This is a genomic window from Microlunatus parietis (assembly GCF_013407955.1).
GTDB classification, from domain to species: Bacteria; Actinomycetota; Actinomycetes; order Propionibacteriales; family Propionibacteriaceae; genus Microlunatus; species Microlunatus parietis.
The window spans coordinates 5,210,465-5,229,604 of sequence record NZ_JACCBU010000001.1 but is presented as its reverse complement, the minus strand read 5'-3'; the positions used below and the strand labels follow the sequence as shown (position 1 = coordinate 5,229,604).

Genomic DNA, 19,140 nt, shown 5'->3' with positions numbered 1-19,140 from the left:
TTCCGTCCCGCCCTCCCAGGGGTCAGGACGAGTCAGCTTCGAGCCTCAGCAGCCCGAGCGCGATTCGGGAGGGAGGTGGGGCGGGTCAGCCGACCCCAGGGGTCCAGGTGGACCTCGAGCGCCTGTTCACCGCGCAAACGACCAGTCGGCAGCTTGATCTGGTCGCCCGCGAGCTGCAGGCGCGCGGGCTGGCGTACTACACGATCGGGTCGGCCGGGCACGAGAGCAACGCCATGATCGCGTTGGCGACCCGGGTCGGCGACCCGGCCCTGCTGCACTACCGGTCCGGCGGCTTCTACTGTGCCCGGGCTGGATTGCGGCCGGGCAGCGCGCCGGTCCGGGATGTCCTGCAGGGGTTGATGTGCCTGGCCGACGAGCCGATCGCCGGCGGCCGGCACAAGGTGTTCGGTCACCCCGAGCTGGCGATCATCCCGCAGACCTCGACGATCGCCTCGCACCTGCCCCGCGCGGTCGGGCTGGCGATCGCGCTGCAGCGGGCCGACCGGCTCGGAGTCGATCATGAATGGCCGGACGGCGCGATCGTGGTCTGCTCGTTCGGCGACGCGTCGGCGAACCACTCGACGGCGGCGGGCGCGATCAACACGGCGATCAACACCGCCTACCGCGGCCTGCCGGTGCCGATCCTGTTCGTCTGTGAGGACAACGGTCTCGGCATCTCGGTACGCACTCCGGCCGGCTGGATCGAGCACGCGTACGGCAGCCGGCCCGGCCTGGACTACCTGGCCGCGGACGGCGCCGACCCGGTCGCGGCCTGGCCGGTGATCATGGACGCGGTCCGCCGGGGCCGTGATCATCGCCGGCCGGTGTTCCTGCACCTTCGTACGGTGCGCTACCTAGCCCACGCCGGCAGCGACGCGGAGATCGGCTACCGCAAGCCGAGCGAGATCGAGGCGGCCTACGACCTCGATCCGCTGCTCGGCACGGCCCGCGCCCTGATCGGCGCTGGCGCCACCGCCGACCAGGTGCTGGCGACCTATGACCGGATCGGTGCCGAGGTCCGGGCCGAGGCGGACCGGCTGGCCGGATCACGTCCGCTCACCTCCGCCGCGGAGATCATCGAGCCGCTGGCCCCGCGCACCCCGGACCGGGTCGCCGAACTGGCCGCGCGCTGGTCGCAACACCGCTCAGACCGGCCGATGACGCTGGCGGAGTCGATCAACACCACCCTGTCCGTGATCATGGAGGCGGACCGCCGGGTGATCGCGTTCGGCGAGGACGTGGGCGTCAAGGGCGGCGTCTACGGGGTCACCCGCGGCCTGGCCCGCCGGTTCGGCGCGGCCCGCGTGTTCGACACGATCCTGGACGAGCAGTCGATCCTCGGCCTCGCGCTCGGCGCCGGATTGGCCGGCCTGGTGCCGATCCCGGAGATCCAGTACCTGGCCTACCTGCACAACGCCGAAGATCAACTTCGCGGCGAGGCGGCCACCCTGTCCTTCTTCTCCCGCGGCCGCTGGCGCAACCCGCTGGTGATCAGGATCGCCGGACTGGCGTACCAGAAGGGGTTCGGCGGGCACTTCCACAACGACGACGCGGTCGCCGTACTGCGGGACATCCCCGGTATCGTCGTCGCCTGCCCGAGCCGGGCCGACGACGCGCCCGCCCTGCTCCGGACCTGCGTCGCCGCGGCGGCCACCGACGGCACCGTGGCGGTGTTCCTGGAGCCGATCGCGCTCTATCACACCCGGGATCTGCACGCCGACGGCGACGGCGGCTGGCTCGGTGTCGATCATGGTGAGCCGGCCTCGATCGGCCGGGCCCGCACGGTCCGGACCGGGACGGATCTGACCATGATCACGTTCGGCAACGGGGTTCCGATGAGCCTGCGGGCCGCCGAATCCCTTGCCGCTCAAGGGATCGAGGCGGCGGTGCTGGACCTGCGCTGGCTCGCCCCGCTGCCAGTGCCGGACCTGCTGGCGGCAGCCCGCGACACCGGCCGGGTGCTGGTCGTCGACGAGACCCGGCATTCGGGCGGCGTCGGTGAGGGCGTGATCACCGTGCTCGTCGAGGGCGGGTTCACCGGCTCGCTGGCCCGGGTGTCCAGCACCGACAGCTTCGTACCCCTCGGCGCGGCCGCGCGCCACGTCCTGCTGGACACCGATGAGATCATCAAGGCGGCCACCGACCTGGCCGGGAAGGAAAGATCATGACTGTCGGCCCCTTGGAATTCCTGGGTGTTGATCATCTGCTCAGCGAGGACGAGCGGGACATCCAGAAGGGCGTCCGCGAGTTCGTCGACGAACGGGTCCGGCCGCATGTCGCCTCCTGGTACGAGATCGGTGAGCCGGACCTCGGCCTGATGAAGGAGGCCGGCGCCCTCGGCCTGCTCGGCATGCACCTCACCGGCTACGGCTGCGCCGGCGCCAGCGCGGTCTCGTACGGCCTGGCCTGCCTGGAACTGGAGGCCGGCGACTCCGGCGTCCGCAGCATGGTCTCGGTGCAGGGATCGCTGGCCATGTACGCGATCTGGAAGTTCGGCAGCGAAGATCAGAAGCAGGCCTGGCTGCCCGGCATGGCCGCCGGCGAACTGGTCGGGTGCTTCGGGCTGACCGAGCCCGACTTCGGTTCCAACCCTGCCGGGATGCGGGCCCGGGCCCGCCGGGACGGCGATGACTGGGTGATCAACGGCACCAAGATGTGGATCACCAACGGCAGCGTCGCCGAGGTGGCGATCGTCTGGGCGCAGACCACCGACGACCCGAAGGGGATCCGCGGCTTCGTGGTGCCTACCGACACCCCGGGCTTCTCGGCGCCCAAGATCGGCAAGAAGCTCTCCCTGCGCGCGTCGGTCACCTCGGAGTTGATCTTGGAGGACGTACGGCTGCCGGGCGACGCCGTGCTGCCGGAGGTGACCGGCCTCAAGGGACCGCTGTCCTGCCTCAACGAGGCCCGCTTCGGCATCACGTTCGGCGCGCTCGGCGCCGCCCGGGACTGCCTGGAGACGGCGCTCGCGTACGCCCAGACCCGCGAGGTGTTCGGCCGCCCGCTGGCAGCGTTCCAGCTGACCCAGGCGAAGCTCGCCGACATGGCTCTCGAACTGCAGAAGGGATTCCTGCTCGCGCTGCACCTGGGCCGGCTCAAAGATGATCATCGACTCGACCCGCGCCAGGTCAGCCTGGGCAAGCTCAACAACGTCCGCGAGGCCCTGACCATCGCCCGCGAGTGCCGCACCATCCTCGGCGCCGCCGGCATCACCGGCGAGTACCCGATCCTGCGCCACGCCAACAACCTGGAGTCCGTGCTCACCTACGAGGGCACCTCGGAGGTGCACCAACTCGTGATCGGCCAGGCCCTGACCGGCCACAGCGCCTTCAGCTGAGCCTCCTGGAGGACAAAGATTGCCTGGAAACGGCAACCGCATGGGAGTTCACCCAAGGCAACCCGATCAAGATCGCTCGGAGTCCTCGGCGCGCGCGATCCGGCCGAGTTCGTCCGACGTGGGTCCACCGCCGGCATACTTACCCATCACGGCGTCGATCGGACCGGCCGCCGGGCCGATGATCATCCGCAGCACCTCCTCAAGCGCGTTCACCGCACCCTCCGTACCGGCGTCGCCGCGGTCGATCAGCACGGCGGTGATCCCCAGGTCCTCCGCTGCCGAACAGTTGCCGGGCCGGTCGTCGACGAAGATCGCCTGCTCCGGCCGGACATCGAGGCCGGCCAGCGCAGCCCGGAAGATCGCCGGATCAGGCTTGGCGACCCCTACCTCGCAGGACAGGACCACCTGGTCGGTGAGGTCGGTGAGCCCGAACCGCTGCAGCAGGTCGGTGGTGTTCGCGAAACAGTTGCTGACCAAGGCCGTACCGACGCCGCGCCGCCGCAGCTCGGCCAGGAACGGCCGGACGTCTGGATAGAGCGTGGCGTGCGCGGCCAGCACGTCGCGATCATGCCGGAGCAGAGCTTCGAGATCCGGCGGCTCCTGACCGGCGAGCCGGAAGGTCTCGGCGAAGGCCCGTTCCAGGGAGATCGTCCCGCTCGTCAGTGCGTCGGCGTTGGCTTGGATCCCAGCGACCCAGTCGGCTCGACCCAGTCCAGACCGCGCGGCGAGCTCGTCCAGCGCGGCGTCGAAGTCGACCTCGATCAGCGTTCGGTAGACGTCGAGCAGGACGGCTCGGACTCGGGACACGGGCCGAGCCTAACCGTCGGAGAAGCTTCACCTCGCGGTTTGCGTTTGAGCACGCTCTAAGGCGTACCTTCGAGGACATGACGCTCACGGCGACCGAGGTACGACAGCTCATCGAATCGACGCCGCCGGACCAGCTCCCGGCCCTGACCCACTCGCTCACCAGCCAGGTGTTCGGCGACGAGGTCGAGAAGGCGCTGACCGTCGCCGAGGTCTCGGAGCTGGTGGGCGTCTCGGCGCACACGCTGCGCTACTACGAACGGATCGGCCTGGTCGAGGTGGCGCGGGACGCCCACGGCTACCGCTGCTACGACCGCGAAGCCGTCGGCCGGATCGTCTTCGTGACCAGGCTGCGGCTCTCCGACATGCCGATCCGCGACATCAAGCGGTACGTCGACCTGGTCAACACCGGACCCGACACGGTGCCGGACCGGCTCGCCCTGCTGGAACGACACCGGGACCGGATCCGGCAGCAGATCGCCGACCTGGAGTTCGCCGAGGCCGTGATCGACTACAAGATCACCACCTACGGCGGCAACTGCGGCACCTAGTCCCTCGCTCTATCGTTCTCTCGACTTCCCAAGCACGCAAGGAGATTCAAGCATGCCCACGTTCCCTCATCGCAAGCTCGGCGACCTCTCCGTCTCCGCCCTCGGCCTCGGCTGCATGGGCATGAGCAACGCGTACGGGCCGGCCGACCGGACCGAGTCGCTGGCGACGATCAACGCCGCCCTGGACGCCGGCGTGAACTTCCTCGACACCGCCGAGCTGTACGGCGCCGGGCACAACGAGAGCCTGGTCGGGGAGGTGCTCAAGCACCGCCGGGACGAGGTCGTGATCGCCACCAAGTTCGGCATCACACCGCATCCCGAGACCAAGATGCCGAACGGCTTGGACGGGTCGGCCGCCAACGCCCGGCGCGCGATCGACGGGTCGCTGCAGCGGCTGGGCGTCGACGTGATCGACCTCTACTACCTGCACCGGGTCGATCCGGAGGTGCCGATCGAGGAGTCGGTCGGCGCGATGGCCGAATTCGTCACCGCCGGCAAGGTCCGCGCGCTCGGTCTCTCCGAAGCCTCGCCCGAGGCGCTGCGGCGGGCCGCGGCGGTGCACCCGATCGCCGCGCTGCAGAGCGAGTGGAGCCTGTTCAGCCGTGACCTGGAGGACGAGATCGTGCCGACCGCGCGCGAGCTCGGGATCGCCCTCGTCCCGTACAGCCCGCTCGGGCGGGGCCTGCTGACCGGCGCGATCGCCGCGACGACCGACCTGGCTGACAACGACTTCCGGCGTACGCTGCCCCGCTGGCAGGCCGAGAATCTCGACCGCAACCTGGCCCTGGTGCAGCGGATCCGGGACCTCGCCGACGACCTCAGCACCAGCCCGGGCCGGATCGCGCTGGCCTGGCTGCTGGCCCAGGGCGACGACGTGGTGCCGATCCCCGGTACCCGGCGCCGGACCAACCTCGAGGACAACCTCGGCGCGGTCGACGTGCGGCTCTCCGAGACCGCGCTGGCCAGCCTCGACGCGCTGGTCGCCTCCGGCGACCGCTACCCCGACATGGCCTGGGTCGCCGGGCGCAGCGCCTGAACCGGTACTCCTCGCTCGGCGGTGTCTCGCCGCCGGTCTGAATGAGTTTTGATACCGTGTATCAAATGAGGCTACGGGTGACCTTGATCATTGTCGGGATCTGCCTCCTCGAGCTCCTGCTGGTGCTCGGCGGCGGCTATCGGCTGATGAACTCGCGGACGGTGCAGATCGCCGGGCGGCTGGTCGACCGGGTGGACACCGCCGAGAAGGTGGTGGCGCTGACGTTCGACGACGGCCCGACCGGCGAGGCCGACGCCGACGCGATGCTGCAGACCCTGGCGGACCGAGACGTACGAGCCACGTTCTACCTGAACGGCAACGGAATCGAGCGGTTCCCCGGCGTCGCCGCGCGGCTGGTCGATGCCGGCCACGAGCTCGGCAACCACACCTGGAGCCACCCACGGATGATCTTGCTCCCACCGTCCGAGATCGCCCGCCAGGTCTCGGCCACGGACCGGCTGATCCGGCAGGCCGGCTACGAAGGCGAGATCACGTTCCGGCCGCCGTACGGGAAGAAGCTGCTGACCCTGCCGCTCTACCTGGCGGCGACCCAGCGGACGACCGTGACCTGGGACGTCGCGGCCGACAGCGAGGACAGCGCCAGCTCCGCCGAGGACCTGGCCGCGGCGACGGTCGCGAACACCAGGCCGGGTTCGATCATCCTGCTTCATCCCTGGTACGGCCGCTCGGCGACCCAGCAGGCGATCGGCATGATCATCGACGACCTGCACCGACAGGGGTACCGGTTCGTCACGGTCTCGGAGCTGATCGATGGCTAGGCCGCCCGCCACCTCACGGGAGGCCATCGACGAGGTCGCCCTCGACCTGTTCCTCCGCAACGGCTATGCCGCGGTCACCGTCGCCGACCTCGTCGCAGCGGCCGGCATTTCCCGGCCCACCTTCTTCCGGTACGTCACCCGCCGGGAGGACCTGGTCCTTGATCAGATCGCCGCGTTCGGCGCTCGGGTCGCGGACGCCCTGGACGAGCAACCGGGCCGGGGCTGGCGGGCGCTCGGCGGTGCCCTCGGCGACGCGATCGACGCGATGTCCCCGGATTCGCCGACGGGTAAGGCCTTCCGGGTGATCCAGCAGGACGCCGACCTCCGGGCGAAGGCGCTCGGGCTGACCCGGACCTGGCGGCAGCAGCTCACCGAAGCCCTCGTCCGCCGCGGCGACTACGGCGGCGACCCGCTGCGCTGCGAGGCCGCCGCCGCGATGGCGATCGGCCTCGCCCAGATGATCTGGGCCGACCCGCAGCGTCACCCCGATCCTCGCGCCGTCTTCGCCCAGGCGGCCGGCCTGACCGACCGGTCCGCCAGCCGGCCAACTGCTCGGTGAGCTTCGCCGCCGGTTCGTCCCGGTCGAGCGAACAGGCTCCGGCGCGTGAAGTCACCGCACGTGATACCGAGCGACACCCGCATCGCCGGCTGCTGACCTCAACCTCTTGTCTCGCGTCCAGAGTTGAGCACCACCGACGAGAGCCACCGACCCGAGCAGGTGAGCATCCATCGCGCTCAGCCCGCGACCCCAGAGCCGGTGGCCATCGACCAGCGTCAACACTTCGTCGTGGGTGAGCACGGGAAAGCGCTCCAGACTCGACAGCAGGTCGAGCACGAGCCGCCGATCCTTGATCGAACCGAGGGCGAGTTCCTCGATCACCAACGGATGGCAGCCCGCCTCACCGGACTCCAACAGATCGACGAGGTCTGACTGGGCCGCGTGCAGGTGGTCGATCCACACCGAACTGTCGACCAGGATCATGCGGCGGACCCGCGGCGGCGTGGCGCAGCCTCGGCGCGAGGGTCCGAGCCACCGAGTGCCGCCAAGCGACGTCCGCTCTCGATCCGGATGAGCGCCCGCAGACCATGGCGCAGCAGGGTCGCCTTCTCCTCGATCCCGGTCAGCTCAGCTGCCCTGGCCAGCAGTTCGTCATCGATGGTCACGGTCGTTCTCATCTCAAGACCCTCCATCAGAATCAGCATCAATTGGTGCTCTCTATGATGCCATACTTCAGTAGCGCTGACCGACGAGGGAGCTGCTCACCGATGACGTGGCGCTGACCATGATCACGGTCGCCGAACTCCTGGCCGGACTGGAGCGCCTGCCAGCCGGCCGACGCCGGACCTCGTTGACGGAGCAGGTCGAGAACGCACTGGAGCCCTACCTCGGGACCCGTGCCATCCTCGCGTTCGACACCGATGCGGCCCGCAACTACGCGAGGATCGTCGCAGCCCGAGAGAAGGCGGGGCGGCCGATCAGCATGGCCGACGCCCAGATCGCGGCCATCTGCCGGAGCAACGGCGCCGCCTGTGCGACCAGGAACATCGGCGACTTCGAGGGAGCGGGCATCGAGCTGATCGATCCCTGGTCCCAGATCCAGTAGCGGCCGAAGGATACGCCGACGATATCCCGCGCAGCCGAGGATGTCCCGGTGGTTCTGACCGGCGATGAGTTTCCGCTCGTCCTCGGGTCTGCCCCTGTGAATCCCAGCAACGATCCCTTCGGATGGAGAAGATGATGAGCGAGACGACCCAGTCCGGCCGCAAGGTCGGCGCCGAGGTCACGGTGTCGATGGACGGCTACAGCGGCACCGGTCCCGAGGACGACATGAGCTGGGCGATGGCCCACATCAGCAGTGAGCAGAGCGAGCTCTACTACGAGGGGATCTGGCGCGGCGTCAGCACCGCCCTGCTCGGCCGGACGAACTGGGAAGGCTTCACGTCGGTCTGGCCCGCGATCACCAGCGACCCGGCCAGTTCGCCCCGGACCCGCGACCTGGGCACCTGGCTGGCAGCAGTGGAGAAGATCGTCTTCTCCACCACGCTCGAGACCTACGACCTGGACCAGTCCGAGTGGACCAACGCCCGGGTCTCCCACGACGTCGTCGGCGAGGTGAAGACGCTCAAGCGGCAGCCGGGCCGCGACATCCTGGTCCTGAACAGCGCCAGCATCATCCAGACCCTGCTCAAGGCCGACCTCATCGACGACCTCTACCTGACGGTGGTGCCCTCGACCCTCGGCGCCGGGACCCGCGTCCTCCCGGACGGCCACGCTTCCAGCTGGCGGCTGTCGTCGGCCACCAGCTTCCCGGTGTCCGGCGCGGTGTCGCTGCACTACGAGCGGGCCTGACCGAAGGCTCGGACTCCTCGGGCCCGCCCCACCTCCGTCGCGAGGTGAGGCGGGTTCCGCACGAGCGGCCTAGGATCGGCCGTATGAGTCCGACTCAAGACGCGATCAGCGACGCGATCGCCGACGAGACCCGGCTGCGGCGGTTCCTGACCGGCCTGCCGGCCGTGGATCCGGTCGGCCTGGAACTGCGCGCGGCCAACCTCGCCACCCGGTCGATCAAGAAGGCGTCCAAGCTCGCCGCGCTGGACCTGGCGATCTCGATGGTCGACCTGACCACCCTGGAGGGCGCGGACACGGTCGGCAAGGTGCGCAACCTGTGCCGGAAGGCGATCCTGCCCGATCCGGAGCGGCCCGAGACGCCGCACGCGGCCGCGATCTGCGTCTATCCGGACCTGGTCGAGACGGCGGTGGCCGAGGTCAAGGGGACCGGGGTGCTGGTGGCCAGCGTGGCCACGGCGTTCCCGTCCGGCCGGTCCAGCCTCGACGTCAAGGTCGCCGACACCGAGCTCGCGGTCGCGGCCGGGGCGGACGAGATCGACATGGTGATCGACCGCGGCGCCTTCCTGTCCGGGAAGTACGGCCTCGTGTTCGAGCAGATCCAGGCGATCAAGGCGGCCTGCGGCACCGCCCGGCTGAAGGTGATCTTGGAGACCGGCGAGCTGGCCACCTACGACAACGTACGGCGAGCGTCCTGGCTCGCCCTGCTCGCGGGCGCCGACTTCATCAAGACCTCGACCGGCAAGGTCTCCCCCGCTGCGACGCTGCCGGTCACCCACGTGATGCTGCAGGCGGTCCGGGACTGGCGCGACCTGACCGGCGAGCAGCGGGCGGTGAAGCCGGCCGGCGGGATCCGCAACGCCAAGGACGCGATCCACTACCTGGTCGCCGTCAACGAGGTGGCCGGGCCGGAGTGGCTCGACCCACACTGGTTCCGGTTCGGCGCCTCCTCGCTGCTGAACGATCTGATCATGCAGCGCCGGACCCAACTCGAGGGCCACTACTGGGGCGCGAACTACGTGACCGTCGACTGACGATCAGGAGTTGATCATGGACTGGGAATACGCACCGGCACCCGAATCGCCGAGCATCGCGGCCCTCAAGGACCGCTATCTGCCGTTCATCGACGGCAAGTTCGTCGAGGGTCACGGCGACGACGTGAAGACGATCGACCCGTCCGAGGGCGAGCCGCTGACCAGCTACTCGACGGTCACGACCGAAGACGTGGACACGGCGGTCAAGGCGGCCCGGAGGGCGTACGAGCGGGTGTGGTCCCGGACCAGCGGCGCGGACCGCGGCAAGTACCTGTTCCGGATCGCCCGCGGGATCGCCGAACGGGCTCGCGAGCTGGCCGTCGTCGAGTCGCTGGACAACGGCAAGCCGATCAAGGAATCCCGTGACTTCGACGTGCCGACGGCGGCCCAGCACTTCTTCTACCACGCCGGCTGGGCGGACAAGCTGCACCATCTCGGGCTGGGGCCGGAGCCGCGCTCGCTCGGGGTCGCCGGCCAGGTGATCCCGTGGAACTTCCCGCTGCTGATGGCGGCCTGGAAGATCGCTCCGGCGCTGGCGGCCGGCAACACGGTGGTGATCAAGCCCGCCGAAACCACCCCGTTGTCGATCTTGGTGCTGGCCGAGATCATCGCCGACGCAGACCTGCCGCCGGGCGTGGTCAACATCGTCACCGGCGCCGGCGGCATCGGCTCCGCGCTGGTCAACCACCCGGACCTCGACAAGGTCGCGTTCACCGGCTCCACGGCCGTCGGCCGGCGGATCGCCGCCGAGCTGGCCGGCACCGGCCGCAAGGTCACCCTCGAGCTCGGCGGCAAGGGCGCCAACATCGTCTTCGAGGACGCCGCCCAGGACCAGGCGATCGAGGGCATCGTCAACGGGATCTTCTTCAACCAGGGCCAGGTCTGCTGCGCCGGCTCCCGGCTGCTGGTCCAGGAGTCGATCGCCGAGGAGTTCCTTGATCGTTTGAAGGCTCGCGTGGAGACGCTGCGGGTCGGCCACCCGCTGGACAAGAACACCGACGTCGGCGCGATCAACTCGACCATGCAGCTGAACAAGATCAACGAGCTGACCGAGGCCGGCATCGCCGAGGGCGCGGAGGTCTGGCGGTCGTCCTGCCCGCTGCCGGACAAGGGCTACTACGTGGCGCCGACGATCTTCAGCGAGGCCACCCAGTCGATGCGGATCGCGCGCGAGGAGATCTTCGGCCCGGTGCTCACCACGGTGACGTTCCGGACGCCGGACGAGGCGATCGCCAAGGCCAACAACACCCCGTACGGACTCTCGGCCGGCATCTGGACCGAGAAGGGCTCGCGGGCGATGGGGATGGCCGCCGCGCTGCGGGCGGGCGTGATCTGGGACAACACGTTCAACCGGTTCGATCCCGCGGCCAGCTTCGGCGGCTACAAGGAGTCCGGCTACGGCCGGGAGGGCGGGCCGAGCGGCATGGCCGCCTACCTGCACAGCGACGACGAGCCTCTCGCCGACGGGAAATGATCATGGCCCACCTCGCGATTCCGAAGACGTACAAGCTGTTCATCGGCGGCAAGTTCCCGCGGTCGGAGTCCGGCCGTACCTACCAGGCGGTCGATGCCGAAGGAGGCTTCATGGCCAACGCGGCGCTGGCGTCCCGCAAGGACGCGCGGGACGCGGTCGTCGCCGCCCGCAAGGGCCTGGCTGCGTGGGCCGGGGCGACTCCGTACAACCGCGGGCAGGTGATCTACCGGGCCGCCGAGATGCTGGAGGGCCGGGCCCGCGAGTTCACGAAGTTGATCACCGCCAGCCGCGGCGTGACCAGCCGGGTCTCCGCGTCCGAGGTCGAGAGCTCGATCGACCGGCTGGTGCACTATGCCGGCTGGACCGACAAGCTGGCCGCGGCGTTCGGCAGCTCGAACCCGGTGTCCGGCCCGTTCTTCTCCTACTCGGCGCCGGAGCCGACCGGCGTCGTGGTGATCTTCGCGCCGCGGGATTCGCCGCTGCTCGGCCTGGTCTCCGTGGTCGCCCCGGTGCTGGCCGGCGGCAACACGGCCGTGGTGGTCGCGTCCGAACCGGATCCCTGTGTCGCCATCTCCTTCGCGGAGGTGCTGGCCACCTCCGACCTGCCCGGTGGCGCTGTCAACATCCTGACCGGGAAGGCCGCCGAGCTCGGCCCGCACCTGGCCGCGCACGCCGACGTGAACGCGCTCGACCTGACCGGCGTCACCGACCATCCCGATGATCATGACCTGCGGACCGAGCTGGAACGGTCCGCCGCGCAGACCCTGAAGCGGGTCTACGTGCCGGCCGGTACGCCCGACTTCGCAGCTCCGCCGGGCACCGGGCGGCTGCGCGCGTTCCTGGAGACCAAGACGGTGTGGCATCCCACCGGCGCCGTCTCGCTCGCCGGCGGCTCTGCGTACTGACCGGCGGCGCGGCCGGTGATCACGCGGCGGCCAGAGCCCGGTCCAGCGACTCGACCAGCGGTGCCGTCACGTCGGCCGAGCCGACCGGCCCGAACGTGGTCAGGAAGCTGACGGTGTTGCCGAAGCGGAGCACCCGGACCCGGTACCACCACGAGTCGGCTCCGCCGCCACCCCCGCCCGAGGCGATCCCGTACGCCAGCTGACGGTCCGGCAACGGCGGCGGGTCGATGCCGAGCCGGCCGAGCGGCGTGTTCCGGCAGGATTCGTCGGCCAGCGCCGAACCGGCGTCGCCGAACCGCCCGGCGGCCACCTCCGGCGACTCCAGCACCAGGACGACGACGGTGACCCAGGCCCGCCCGTCCGCTGCCCGCCCGGTCGCTTCCACCGACGGCACCCGGCCCTCGCGGGCCCGCCCGATCGGAGCCTGCAGCGCGATGCACGGGTCGTCCGCCAGGCCGGCCAGCGGTGCCTCGCTGGTGAGCCGCACGACGAGGTCGGTCAGTTCCAGGGCCGCCACCGCTGCCCGTACCTGGGCTTGATCGAGCTGCCGGTTCCGGGAGTTCCAGTACGGCTGGGCCAGCGCCGCGCCGAGCGTCAACGCGGCGATCACCAGGATCGCGAGGCCCGGCAGGAACCACGGCCGTCGCCAGAATCGCGTGCGGCCGGCGCGGCCCAGGTCCAGCCATTCCGCCGCCCCCTCACCCGGCCGCCCTCGATCCACGATCATCCCTCCATGCTCCACGCCCACCCTCGCTGCTGCCAGCCCAACTCCGCGGACGTCCGCCTCTCGGGCCAGTGACCCGGGTCTGAAGACCGATGAGCCAGGCAATCGCGAGCGGAGCTCCTGTGGCTCTGCGAGACGTCCCGGCCGTCGACACGCCGAACGTTCCCGCGGGAACGCCTCCGCCCGCCCGGCCACACGACACCGACCGCCGACACGCCGAACGCTCCCGCGGGAACGCCTCCGGCCGCCGCGGCGATTGGGTGGGTTTCGGCGGCGGTCATGCGAAGGTTTCGCGGTGCGGCTTCAGGCATCGGTGAGGCCTCGCTGAATGGACGGTAATGGCAGCAGATTTGCTGTGGGGCTGCCATTTGCGTCCGCTCGAGGGTCTGCGATCGACGAGGCGACGCAAACACTCCAGAGGGAATGGCCCAGCGGCTCGGCGAGATCACCTCGGCCGCCGACGAGCGGACATTCCCGCGGGAACGCGTGGGTCGCCGCGTTCGCGCCCGCCGTGGCGCTAGGGGTGTTCGGCCGCGATCACTCGTGCCGGGCGCTCCCAAGACCCGGCGACACAACCCCGACCGGCGACTTGGCGGACGCTCACGAGATGGACGCGACCTGGACTGAAGGCGAGGCTACGCGTGTGATCACCGAATTGAAGTGACTCGGAATGATGACGCTGTCCGGCGTGTTTCGGGCAGAGCGCTTCGACGTGCCGTCATCGTCGCTCGCCGGAACGCTCCAACTGCCCGCGGAAATGCGGGGTCGCTGTGTCATGCTCCTCCCGCCGCGGCGACAGGTGGCCATCGGCGGCGATCACGCGAGGAGTTCGCGATCGGCGGGGCGTGCTCGATCGGGTGGGTCCGGAGGGTGCTCGGCCGGGGTCGCGGTGTGGTCTCCAGGCATCGGTGACGGCGTCGCCGACTGGACGAGAATGGCAGCAGATTTGCTGTGGGACTGCCATGTGCGCCCGATCGACGTACCGGAGGACCTGCGCTCGGGCGATGCCGCGCGAGGAGTGCCGTCGGCATCCGGAGTCACCGGATGCGATGCGCGGCCGGGCGACTGTCCGCGGATCCACGGCAGGTGCACGGCAAGCCGTGCGCTCGGCCCACGCGAACGGGCAAGCTGCGTCGCCCGTGCCCACCCGCGACCCGCCCGCGCGCGGCGGCTTCGCATCCTCACTCCTCGACGCGCACGCCTTTCTGGGCACCCGTCCCTTCGTCACAATCTTCAACCCGATCCGACGAGCACCGCCTGACTCCTACCTCCCCGACTCCTCCGCACCAGATCGACCGGTCACTCCTGCAGCGACACGCCGCGAAAACGGCTGCGGTAGTGACTGGTCGGCGGTGAGGAAGGTGGCCGCCGCGGTGCCGGGGAGGACATAGCGGTAGCGGAGGCCGGGCACCGGGAGGGTCAGGGTGGCCGGGTCCGGGCGGGGGTTGTAGGTGCCGGTCACGGTGCCGACGCCGGCCAGTTCCGCGGTACGGGTTCGGACCCGCCCGTCCGGCGCCGCAGCGGCAGCCGGCGCCGCCTCGCCGGTTGCGGCCAGGCCGAACTCGGTGATCGACCACCAGCTGCCGGACGAGCCCTCGCTGACCAGCCGGAGGTGGCGGGTGGTCGTGCGCGGCAGCGGAATGATCATGGTCCCGGTGCTGCCCCGGCCACGGGCGACGGGGGTCCAGGTCTCGCCGTCGGCGGAGGTCTCGAGTCGGTAGGCGCGGACGTAGTCGCCGACGTTGGCGCCGACCGAGAGCCGGACCTGGTCGAAGGTCCGTTCCGTCCCGAAGTCGAGCCGGACCCACTCACCGGGCGACTGCCCGGCGCCGGAACTCCACCGGGTGGCCTGGTCGCCGTCGAGCATCCGGGCCGCCGCCCCGTCCTGCTCCGTGTGGGACGCGGTCGCCCGCCAGCCCTTGCGAGGAAGGGATTCCACCGGACCGGTGGGCGTCAGCGCCGCACCGTACGGCAGCGAGTAGGCGAACCAGTCGTCGCCGACCCGCACCTGGTTCAGCTCGGCGACGGTCTCCGCCGAGACCGTCTGTAGCAGCCGGCCACCCGGTGTCCCGGCCGGCCCGCGGCCGAAGTCGAGGTCGAGCGAACCAAGATCATCCGGGTCCGCCGGCGAGTCCGGGACGGCGCCGGTCCACCGATAGGTCGCGGCCGCGCCGGCCGGCAGCCGGTGCTCGAACGACCGGTCGCCGACCCGGACCGTCAGCGACCTGGCCGAGCCGGAAGCGTTGTGCGCGATCAGGACCGTGCTGCCGTCCGGGTTCCGGAACGCGACGTTGATCACCTCGTCGGCCGCCACCGAGGACGCGATCCGGGCCGCGCCGGGCCGGACGAACCGGCTCGCGTGCCCGAGCGCCCAGTACTCCAACTCCTTGTCGACGGTGCCGTCGTCGTTGACCGTGATCACGCCGCGGCAGGTGGAGCAGCCGCCGATGTACGGCCCCTTCCGTTCGTCCAGCGCCAGGTTCCACAAGATCACCGACTGGCCCCAGTTCCGCGGCACGCCGATCACCGAGCCCATCGTCTGCGTGAACGCCTCCCGCTCGGTGCCCTGCCAGTCGCCGCCGGAGCACTCGGTGAGGAACGCCTGGGCCCGCGGATAGTTGTTGTGCGACACGGATTGCGCCGGGACGCCGCCGCCGTAGCAGTGCCAGGCGGTGCCGGGCACGTAGCGCGCGGCCCGGCGATCATGCTGCAGCGCCTCCGGGTAGTCGGTGACGTCCCAGTTGTGGTCGTAACCGAGGATCTCGGTGTCCAAGCCGGCACCGGCGATGGCCGGGCCGAGATGATCACCGATGAACTCCACCGCCTGCTCCGGCGGCATGCCCTGGCCCGGGTAGTCGGCCGGCTCATACAGCGGTTCGTTCTGGGCCGTGACGTAGCGGACCGGAACGCCCGCCTTCGCGTACGCCTGGAGGAACTTCACGAAGTAGCGGGCATAGGAGGCGTGATAGCGCGGCAGCAGCGATCCGGTGATCATGGAATCGCTGTCCTTCATCCAGCCCGGCGCACTCCACGGCGACGCCATCACGGTGAGCTCCGGGTTCAGCGTCAAGGCCTCCCGGAGGCGCGGCAGCAGGTAGTCGCGATCATGATCGACACTGAACTCGGACAGGTCCGGGTCGGTCTCGCCCTCCGGCTGATCGTCATAGGAGTAGGCCCGCTCGACGGCGAAGTCCGAGGCCCCCATCGGCTGCCGCAGCACCGACAGCCCGATCCCGTCCTCCGCGGAGAACAGCTCCCTCATGATCTTCGCCCGAGCCGTGCCGGACAGCTTCTCGGTGATCACCCACGCCGAGCTGTCGGTGAGCGAGGCGCCGAACCCGGTCATCCTCTGGTACGCCCTCGTCGGGTCGACCGTGATCACCGTGCCGGCGCCCGGAGCCGCGCCGGTCCAGGACAGGTCGGCCTGCCGGGTCAGCCGGTCGTCGGTGCTGAGGTCGGTCAGCCAGACCGCCACGCCGTCCGGGTTCCGGGGCTCGGCAGTCCCGGTCGCCGCGCCGGCGGTGATCATTCCGAGGGCGACCAGCAGGACCAGCGGGTACGGGCTTCGTCGGACCATGGCACGCTCCGTCGCGTCGTCGTGCCGACCCTCGCCGCGGCACCCCTGCGCTCACGATGCCAGGGACGGAACCCCGGGTCCAGAAGGTGACACAACGTTCCCTGAGCCTGTCGAAGGGCAAGGCACATCCGCCCTGGCCCTTCGACAGGCTCAGGGCGCGTTTCAGTTCGGCGGCACCTGCCGCAGCGAAGGGGCGGGCACGGGCACACCGTCGTTCAGCGCGCTCGCCCCATCCGTCCTCGGGTTCGAACGGAAGGCGTCGAGCAGTGTTGCCGCATCCGGCCAGAAGCCACCGTCCGGCGTGAACCACGGCAGCGGCGGCTCGGCCGTACCGTCCGGGCGCGGCGGTGCCGGGTCCGCCGCCGCCCCGATCGCGTCCATGATCGCGTCGAGACGGGCGAGGCCGTCCACCGACAGCGCGCCGTAGATCGGGTCGCGCAGCGACGCGACCGACTGGTCCAGCAGCGCGTTGAGATTGCCCAGCGCCACCCGCAGCCGCAGCCACTGGTGCCGGTGCCATTGGCCGTCGTTGGCGTACCGGCGAGAGAGCCGGGCCCCGGCCAGCGCGCCCCGCAGCGCCAGGGTGCTGATCTGCTCGATCAGCCATGGGTGTCCCCTCGGAGTGTCGCGTCAGCCCTCCGCCACTGGGCTGCGCCTCTCATCATCGCCCATGATCAGCAAATCCGCCCCTGCTTGCTGCGCGCGGAGTGCGCGGTCGGGTCGAGCCCGATCCAGCGCGGGTCGGCCTTCTCGGTGGCCCGCTGGTAGCGGGAGTCCGAGGACAGCCGGATCCGGTCCGCGTTGTTGTCCAGGCCGAGGTGGACGGTGAAGATCGTGAAGGTGAGCAGGTCGCCCGGCTCGTAGTCGGCGGTCAGCCAGCGCAGCCCGTGCGCCTTGCCGAAGCCGGCCGGGTCGCGGGTCAGCACGCCGTCCCAGGTCAGCCCGTCGGTCGCCGCAATGGTGGCGGCTTGATCATCGTCCTCGCAGTAGGTGTCGACGTCCCGGCTGCCGTACCCGCCGGTGATCTCGTCCAGCCGGTGCGAACCCTCCAGCACGGCCACGCCGCCGAGGGTGCGGTCGATCGCGCCCAGCGGGGTCCAGGCGGTCATCAGGTCGAGCGTGCCGCGGTTCATGAACACGCTGTCCATGTGCGGCGGCGTGGCCTTGCCGGGCGGGACCGCGCGCAGCCAGGTGTAGTCGAAGTGCCGGACGTCGGCCTCGAAGATCCGGTGATACAGCTCGGCCATCCGGTCGCCGTACAGCAGCGTCTGCAGGGGTTCGCTGTCCCGGGCCGCTTCGTGCAGCGACCACGGCCGGTAGTCGTCGGCCGGGATCGCCAGGTCCGGGTCGGTGCCGGGCCGCAGCGCGCCGCGGTCGGCCAGCGCGGCGAGGATCGATCCGCGCGCGGCCCGTACCTCGTCGCGATTGAGATAGCCGGGAAGGAACAGGTAGCCGTCGGTGCCCAGCCGGGCCCGCAGTTCGTCGGCGTCGTGCACGACATCGGCCGACGACCGGAGCGGTTCGACCGCCAGCGGCGCACCCTGGGCGGTGATCAACGGTTCGCGTGAGGTGATCATGAAAGGACGCTAACCCGGCCGCGGCGCGGGGCGTTGACGGGATTGACCCCGTTGCTTGCACTTCCTGGCCCGCGGCCGCCCGCGTACCCTTCCGTCCATGAGGGCCGGACCGCAGCTCCGGTTCCCGCATCCGCTGGTGTCGCCGCGGATCGGCCGGATCTCGATGACCGGGCGAGTGCCGCGGACCGGGCCGTGGCCGAGTGACCAGCCGATGCGGAGGCTGGGCAGTTTCGCGGCGGTCTATCTGCTGGCCGGCGAGGGGCGGTACGAGGACGGCGCGGGCCGCAACCGGCACGTCGCCAGCGGTGATCTGATCATGGTGTTCCCCGACCTGCCACACCGGTACGGACCGCCGGAGGGGGAGCTGTGGGACCAGCTGTTCCTCGTCTTCGACGGCCCGGTCTTCGAGCTGTGGCGGGCGACCGGGCTGCTCGACGACGGCCGCCCGGTCAACCGGCTGCCGGCGGACGGACGGTGGGCGCACCGGTTCGCCGAACTCGTCTTCCTGGATCAGCGGGCCACGCCCGCCGCCGTGCTGCAGGACGTCGCCCGGCTGCAGGTGTTGATCTCCGACGCGCTGGCCGCCGCGACCACCGGCGAGCCCGGCGGCGGCGATGATCAACTCTGGCTGGCCCGGGCGACGGCGCTGTTGGAATCGGACCTGGGCAACCCGGTGCGCCTGCCCGACGTCGCCGCCGCGCTCGGCCTGTCCTACGACGGTTTCCGGAAACGGTTCCGGCGGCTCGCCGGCGTGACGCCGGCACGCTACCGCAGCCAGCGCCGGCTGGACCGGGCCTGTGAGTTGATCATCGCCGGCGGGCTCACCGACCGGGAGATCGCGGCCCGGCTCGGGTTCGCCAGCGAGTCGCACTTCTCCCGCCGCTTCAGCCAACTGGTCGGCAGCTCGCCGCGGGAGTTCCGGGCCGGCGCCACCACGCTGCCGAAGGACCGAGCGCAAAGCTGAGACAAGCTTTCAAGGGCGCCGTGCCACACTG

19 protein-coding genes are annotated in these 19,140 nt (G+C 70.5%); 12 read left to right on the top strand and 7 right to left on the bottom strand.

The genetic code is table 11. The features are described 5' to 3' along the window. The first annotated feature begins 107 nt into the window (after positions 1–107). Positions 108–2,168, top strand: a complete 2,061-nt coding sequence (locus BKA15_RS25210) for a transketolase C-terminal domain-containing protein (RefSeq protein ID WP_312879281.1) — start codon at positions 108–110, stop codon at positions 2,166–2,168. Continuing rightward, positions 2,165–3,337 carry an acyl-CoA dehydrogenase family protein gene (locus tag BKA15_RS25205; RefSeq protein WP_179755500.1) on the top strand — a complete coding sequence of 391 codons (1,173 nt, stop codon included), beginning with the start codon at positions 2,165–2,167 and terminating at the stop codon, positions 3,335–3,337. The genes BKA15_RS25210 and BKA15_RS25205 overlap by 4 nt, the downstream gene beginning before the upstream one ends. Positions 3,338–3,403: 66 nt before the next feature. Here BKA15_RS25205 and BKA15_RS25200 read toward each other — a convergent pair whose 3' ends face one another. Further along, a complete protein-coding gene (locus BKA15_RS25200) occupies positions 3,404–4,144 on the bottom strand; it encodes an HAD family hydrolase (protein WP_179755498.1) in 741 nt (246 codons plus the stop codon). A 77-nt stretch (positions 4,145–4,221) separates the two neighbouring features. Between BKA15_RS25200 and BKA15_RS25195 the strand changes: the two genes are divergently transcribed. From BKA15_RS25195 to BKA15_RS25180, 4 genes are all read left to right on the top strand, one after another. Continuing rightward, complete coding sequence (locus BKA15_RS25195) at positions 4,222–4,692, top strand: MerR family transcriptional regulator (protein ID WP_179755496.1); 471 nt, start codon at positions 4,222–4,224, stop codon at positions 4,690–4,692. A 52-nt stretch (positions 4,693–4,744) separates the two neighbouring features. Beyond that, on the top strand, positions 4,745–5,728 hold the full coding sequence (locus BKA15_RS25190) for an aldo/keto reductase (protein ID WP_179755494.1): 984 nt from the start codon (positions 4,745–4,747) through the stop codon (positions 5,726–5,728). A 65-nt stretch (positions 5,729–5,793) separates the two neighbouring features. Beyond that, positions 5,794–6,507 (top strand): polysaccharide deacetylase family protein, encoded by a 714-nt coding sequence (locus BKA15_RS25185; protein WP_179755492.1) that lies wholly within the window; start codon positions 5,794–5,796, stop codon positions 6,505–6,507. Then, entirely contained in the window at positions 6,500–7,066 is a 567-nt protein-coding gene (locus tag BKA15_RS25180) for a TetR/AcrR family transcriptional regulator (RefSeq protein WP_179755490.1), read from the top strand. The genes BKA15_RS25185 and BKA15_RS25180 overlap by 8 nt, the downstream gene beginning before the upstream one ends. A gap of 51 nt (positions 7,067–7,117) precedes the next feature. Here the strand turns inward: BKA15_RS25180 and BKA15_RS25175 are convergent, their stop codons facing one another. Both BKA15_RS25175 and BKA15_RS25170 read right to left on the bottom strand, forming a co-directional pair. Continuing rightward, positions 7,118–7,489: a type II toxin-antitoxin system VapC family toxin gene (locus BKA15_RS25175; protein WP_179755488.1), complete on the bottom strand. Its 372-nt coding sequence runs from the start codon at positions 7,487–7,489 to the stop codon at positions 7,118–7,120. Next, complete coding sequence (locus BKA15_RS25170) at positions 7,486–7,683, bottom strand: type II toxin-antitoxin system VapB family antitoxin (RefSeq protein WP_179755486.1); 198 nt, start codon at positions 7,681–7,683, stop codon at positions 7,486–7,488. The genes BKA15_RS25175 and BKA15_RS25170 overlap by 4 nt, the downstream gene beginning before the upstream one ends. Before the next feature lie 80 nt (positions 7,684–7,763). Here BKA15_RS25170 and BKA15_RS25165 point away from each other — a divergent pair, with 80 nt between their 5' ends. The 5 genes from BKA15_RS25165 to BKA15_RS25145 all read left to right on the top strand — a co-directional run bounded on the left by BKA15_RS25165 (position 7,764) and on the right by BKA15_RS25145 (position 12,267). After that, complete coding sequence (locus BKA15_RS25165; protein WP_281385569.1) at positions 7,764–8,111, top strand: type II toxin-antitoxin system VapC family toxin; 348 nt, start codon at positions 7,764–7,766, stop codon at positions 8,109–8,111. A gap of 122 nt (positions 8,112–8,233) precedes the next feature. Continuing rightward, positions 8,234–8,857: a dihydrofolate reductase family protein gene (locus BKA15_RS25160; protein ID WP_218871564.1), complete on the top strand. Its 624-nt coding sequence runs from the start codon at positions 8,234–8,236 to the stop codon at positions 8,855–8,857. 83 nt (positions 8,858–8,940) lie between these two features. Next, positions 8,941–9,888, top strand: a complete 948-nt coding sequence (gene deoC / locus BKA15_RS25155; protein ID WP_179755482.1) for a deoxyribose-phosphate aldolase — start codon at positions 8,941–8,943, stop codon at positions 9,886–9,888. 16 nt (positions 9,889–9,904) lie between these two features. Beyond that, entirely contained in the window at positions 9,905–11,362 is a 1,458-nt protein-coding gene (locus tag BKA15_RS25150) for an aldehyde dehydrogenase family protein (RefSeq protein WP_218871563.1), read from the top strand. Further along, entirely contained in the window at positions 11,359–12,267 is a 909-nt protein-coding gene (locus tag BKA15_RS25145; protein WP_179755480.1) for an aldehyde dehydrogenase family protein, read from the top strand. Before BKA15_RS25150 ends, BKA15_RS25145 begins: the two co-directional genes overlap by 4 nt. Before the next feature lie 19 nt (positions 12,268–12,286). On the opposite strand, the gene BKA15_RS25140 is transcribed toward BKA15_RS25145, so the two are convergent. From BKA15_RS25140 to BKA15_RS25125, 4 genes are all read right to left on the bottom strand, one after another. Further along, complete coding sequence (locus BKA15_RS25140) at positions 12,287–12,994, bottom strand: hypothetical protein (protein WP_179755478.1); 708 nt, start codon at positions 12,992–12,994, stop codon at positions 12,287–12,289. A gap of 1,261 nt (positions 12,995–14,255) precedes the next feature. Then, positions 14,256–16,568 (bottom strand): discoidin domain-containing protein, encoded by a 2,313-nt coding sequence (locus BKA15_RS25135; protein WP_179755476.1) that lies wholly within the window; start codon positions 16,566–16,568, stop codon positions 14,256–14,258. Positions 16,569–16,730: 162 nt separating this feature from the next. Further along, positions 16,731–17,057, bottom strand: a complete 327-nt coding sequence (locus BKA15_RS25130) for a hypothetical protein (RefSeq protein ID WP_179755474.1) — start codon at positions 17,055–17,057, stop codon at positions 16,731–16,733. Between the two features lie 185 nt (positions 17,058–17,242). Next, positions 17,243–18,145: a phytanoyl-CoA dioxygenase family protein gene (locus tag BKA15_RS25125; protein WP_179755472.1), complete on the bottom strand. Its 903-nt coding sequence runs from the start codon at positions 18,143–18,145 to the stop codon at positions 17,243–17,245. 97 nt (positions 18,146–18,242) lie between these two features. Here BKA15_RS25125 and BKA15_RS25120 point away from each other — a divergent pair, with 97 nt between their 5' ends. Next, positions 18,243–19,109 carry a helix-turn-helix transcriptional regulator gene (locus tag BKA15_RS25120; protein ID WP_179755470.1) on the top strand — a complete coding sequence of 289 codons (867 nt, stop codon included), beginning with the start codon at positions 18,243–18,245 and terminating at the stop codon, positions 19,107–19,109. Positions 19,110–19,140 lie beyond the last annotated feature (31 nt).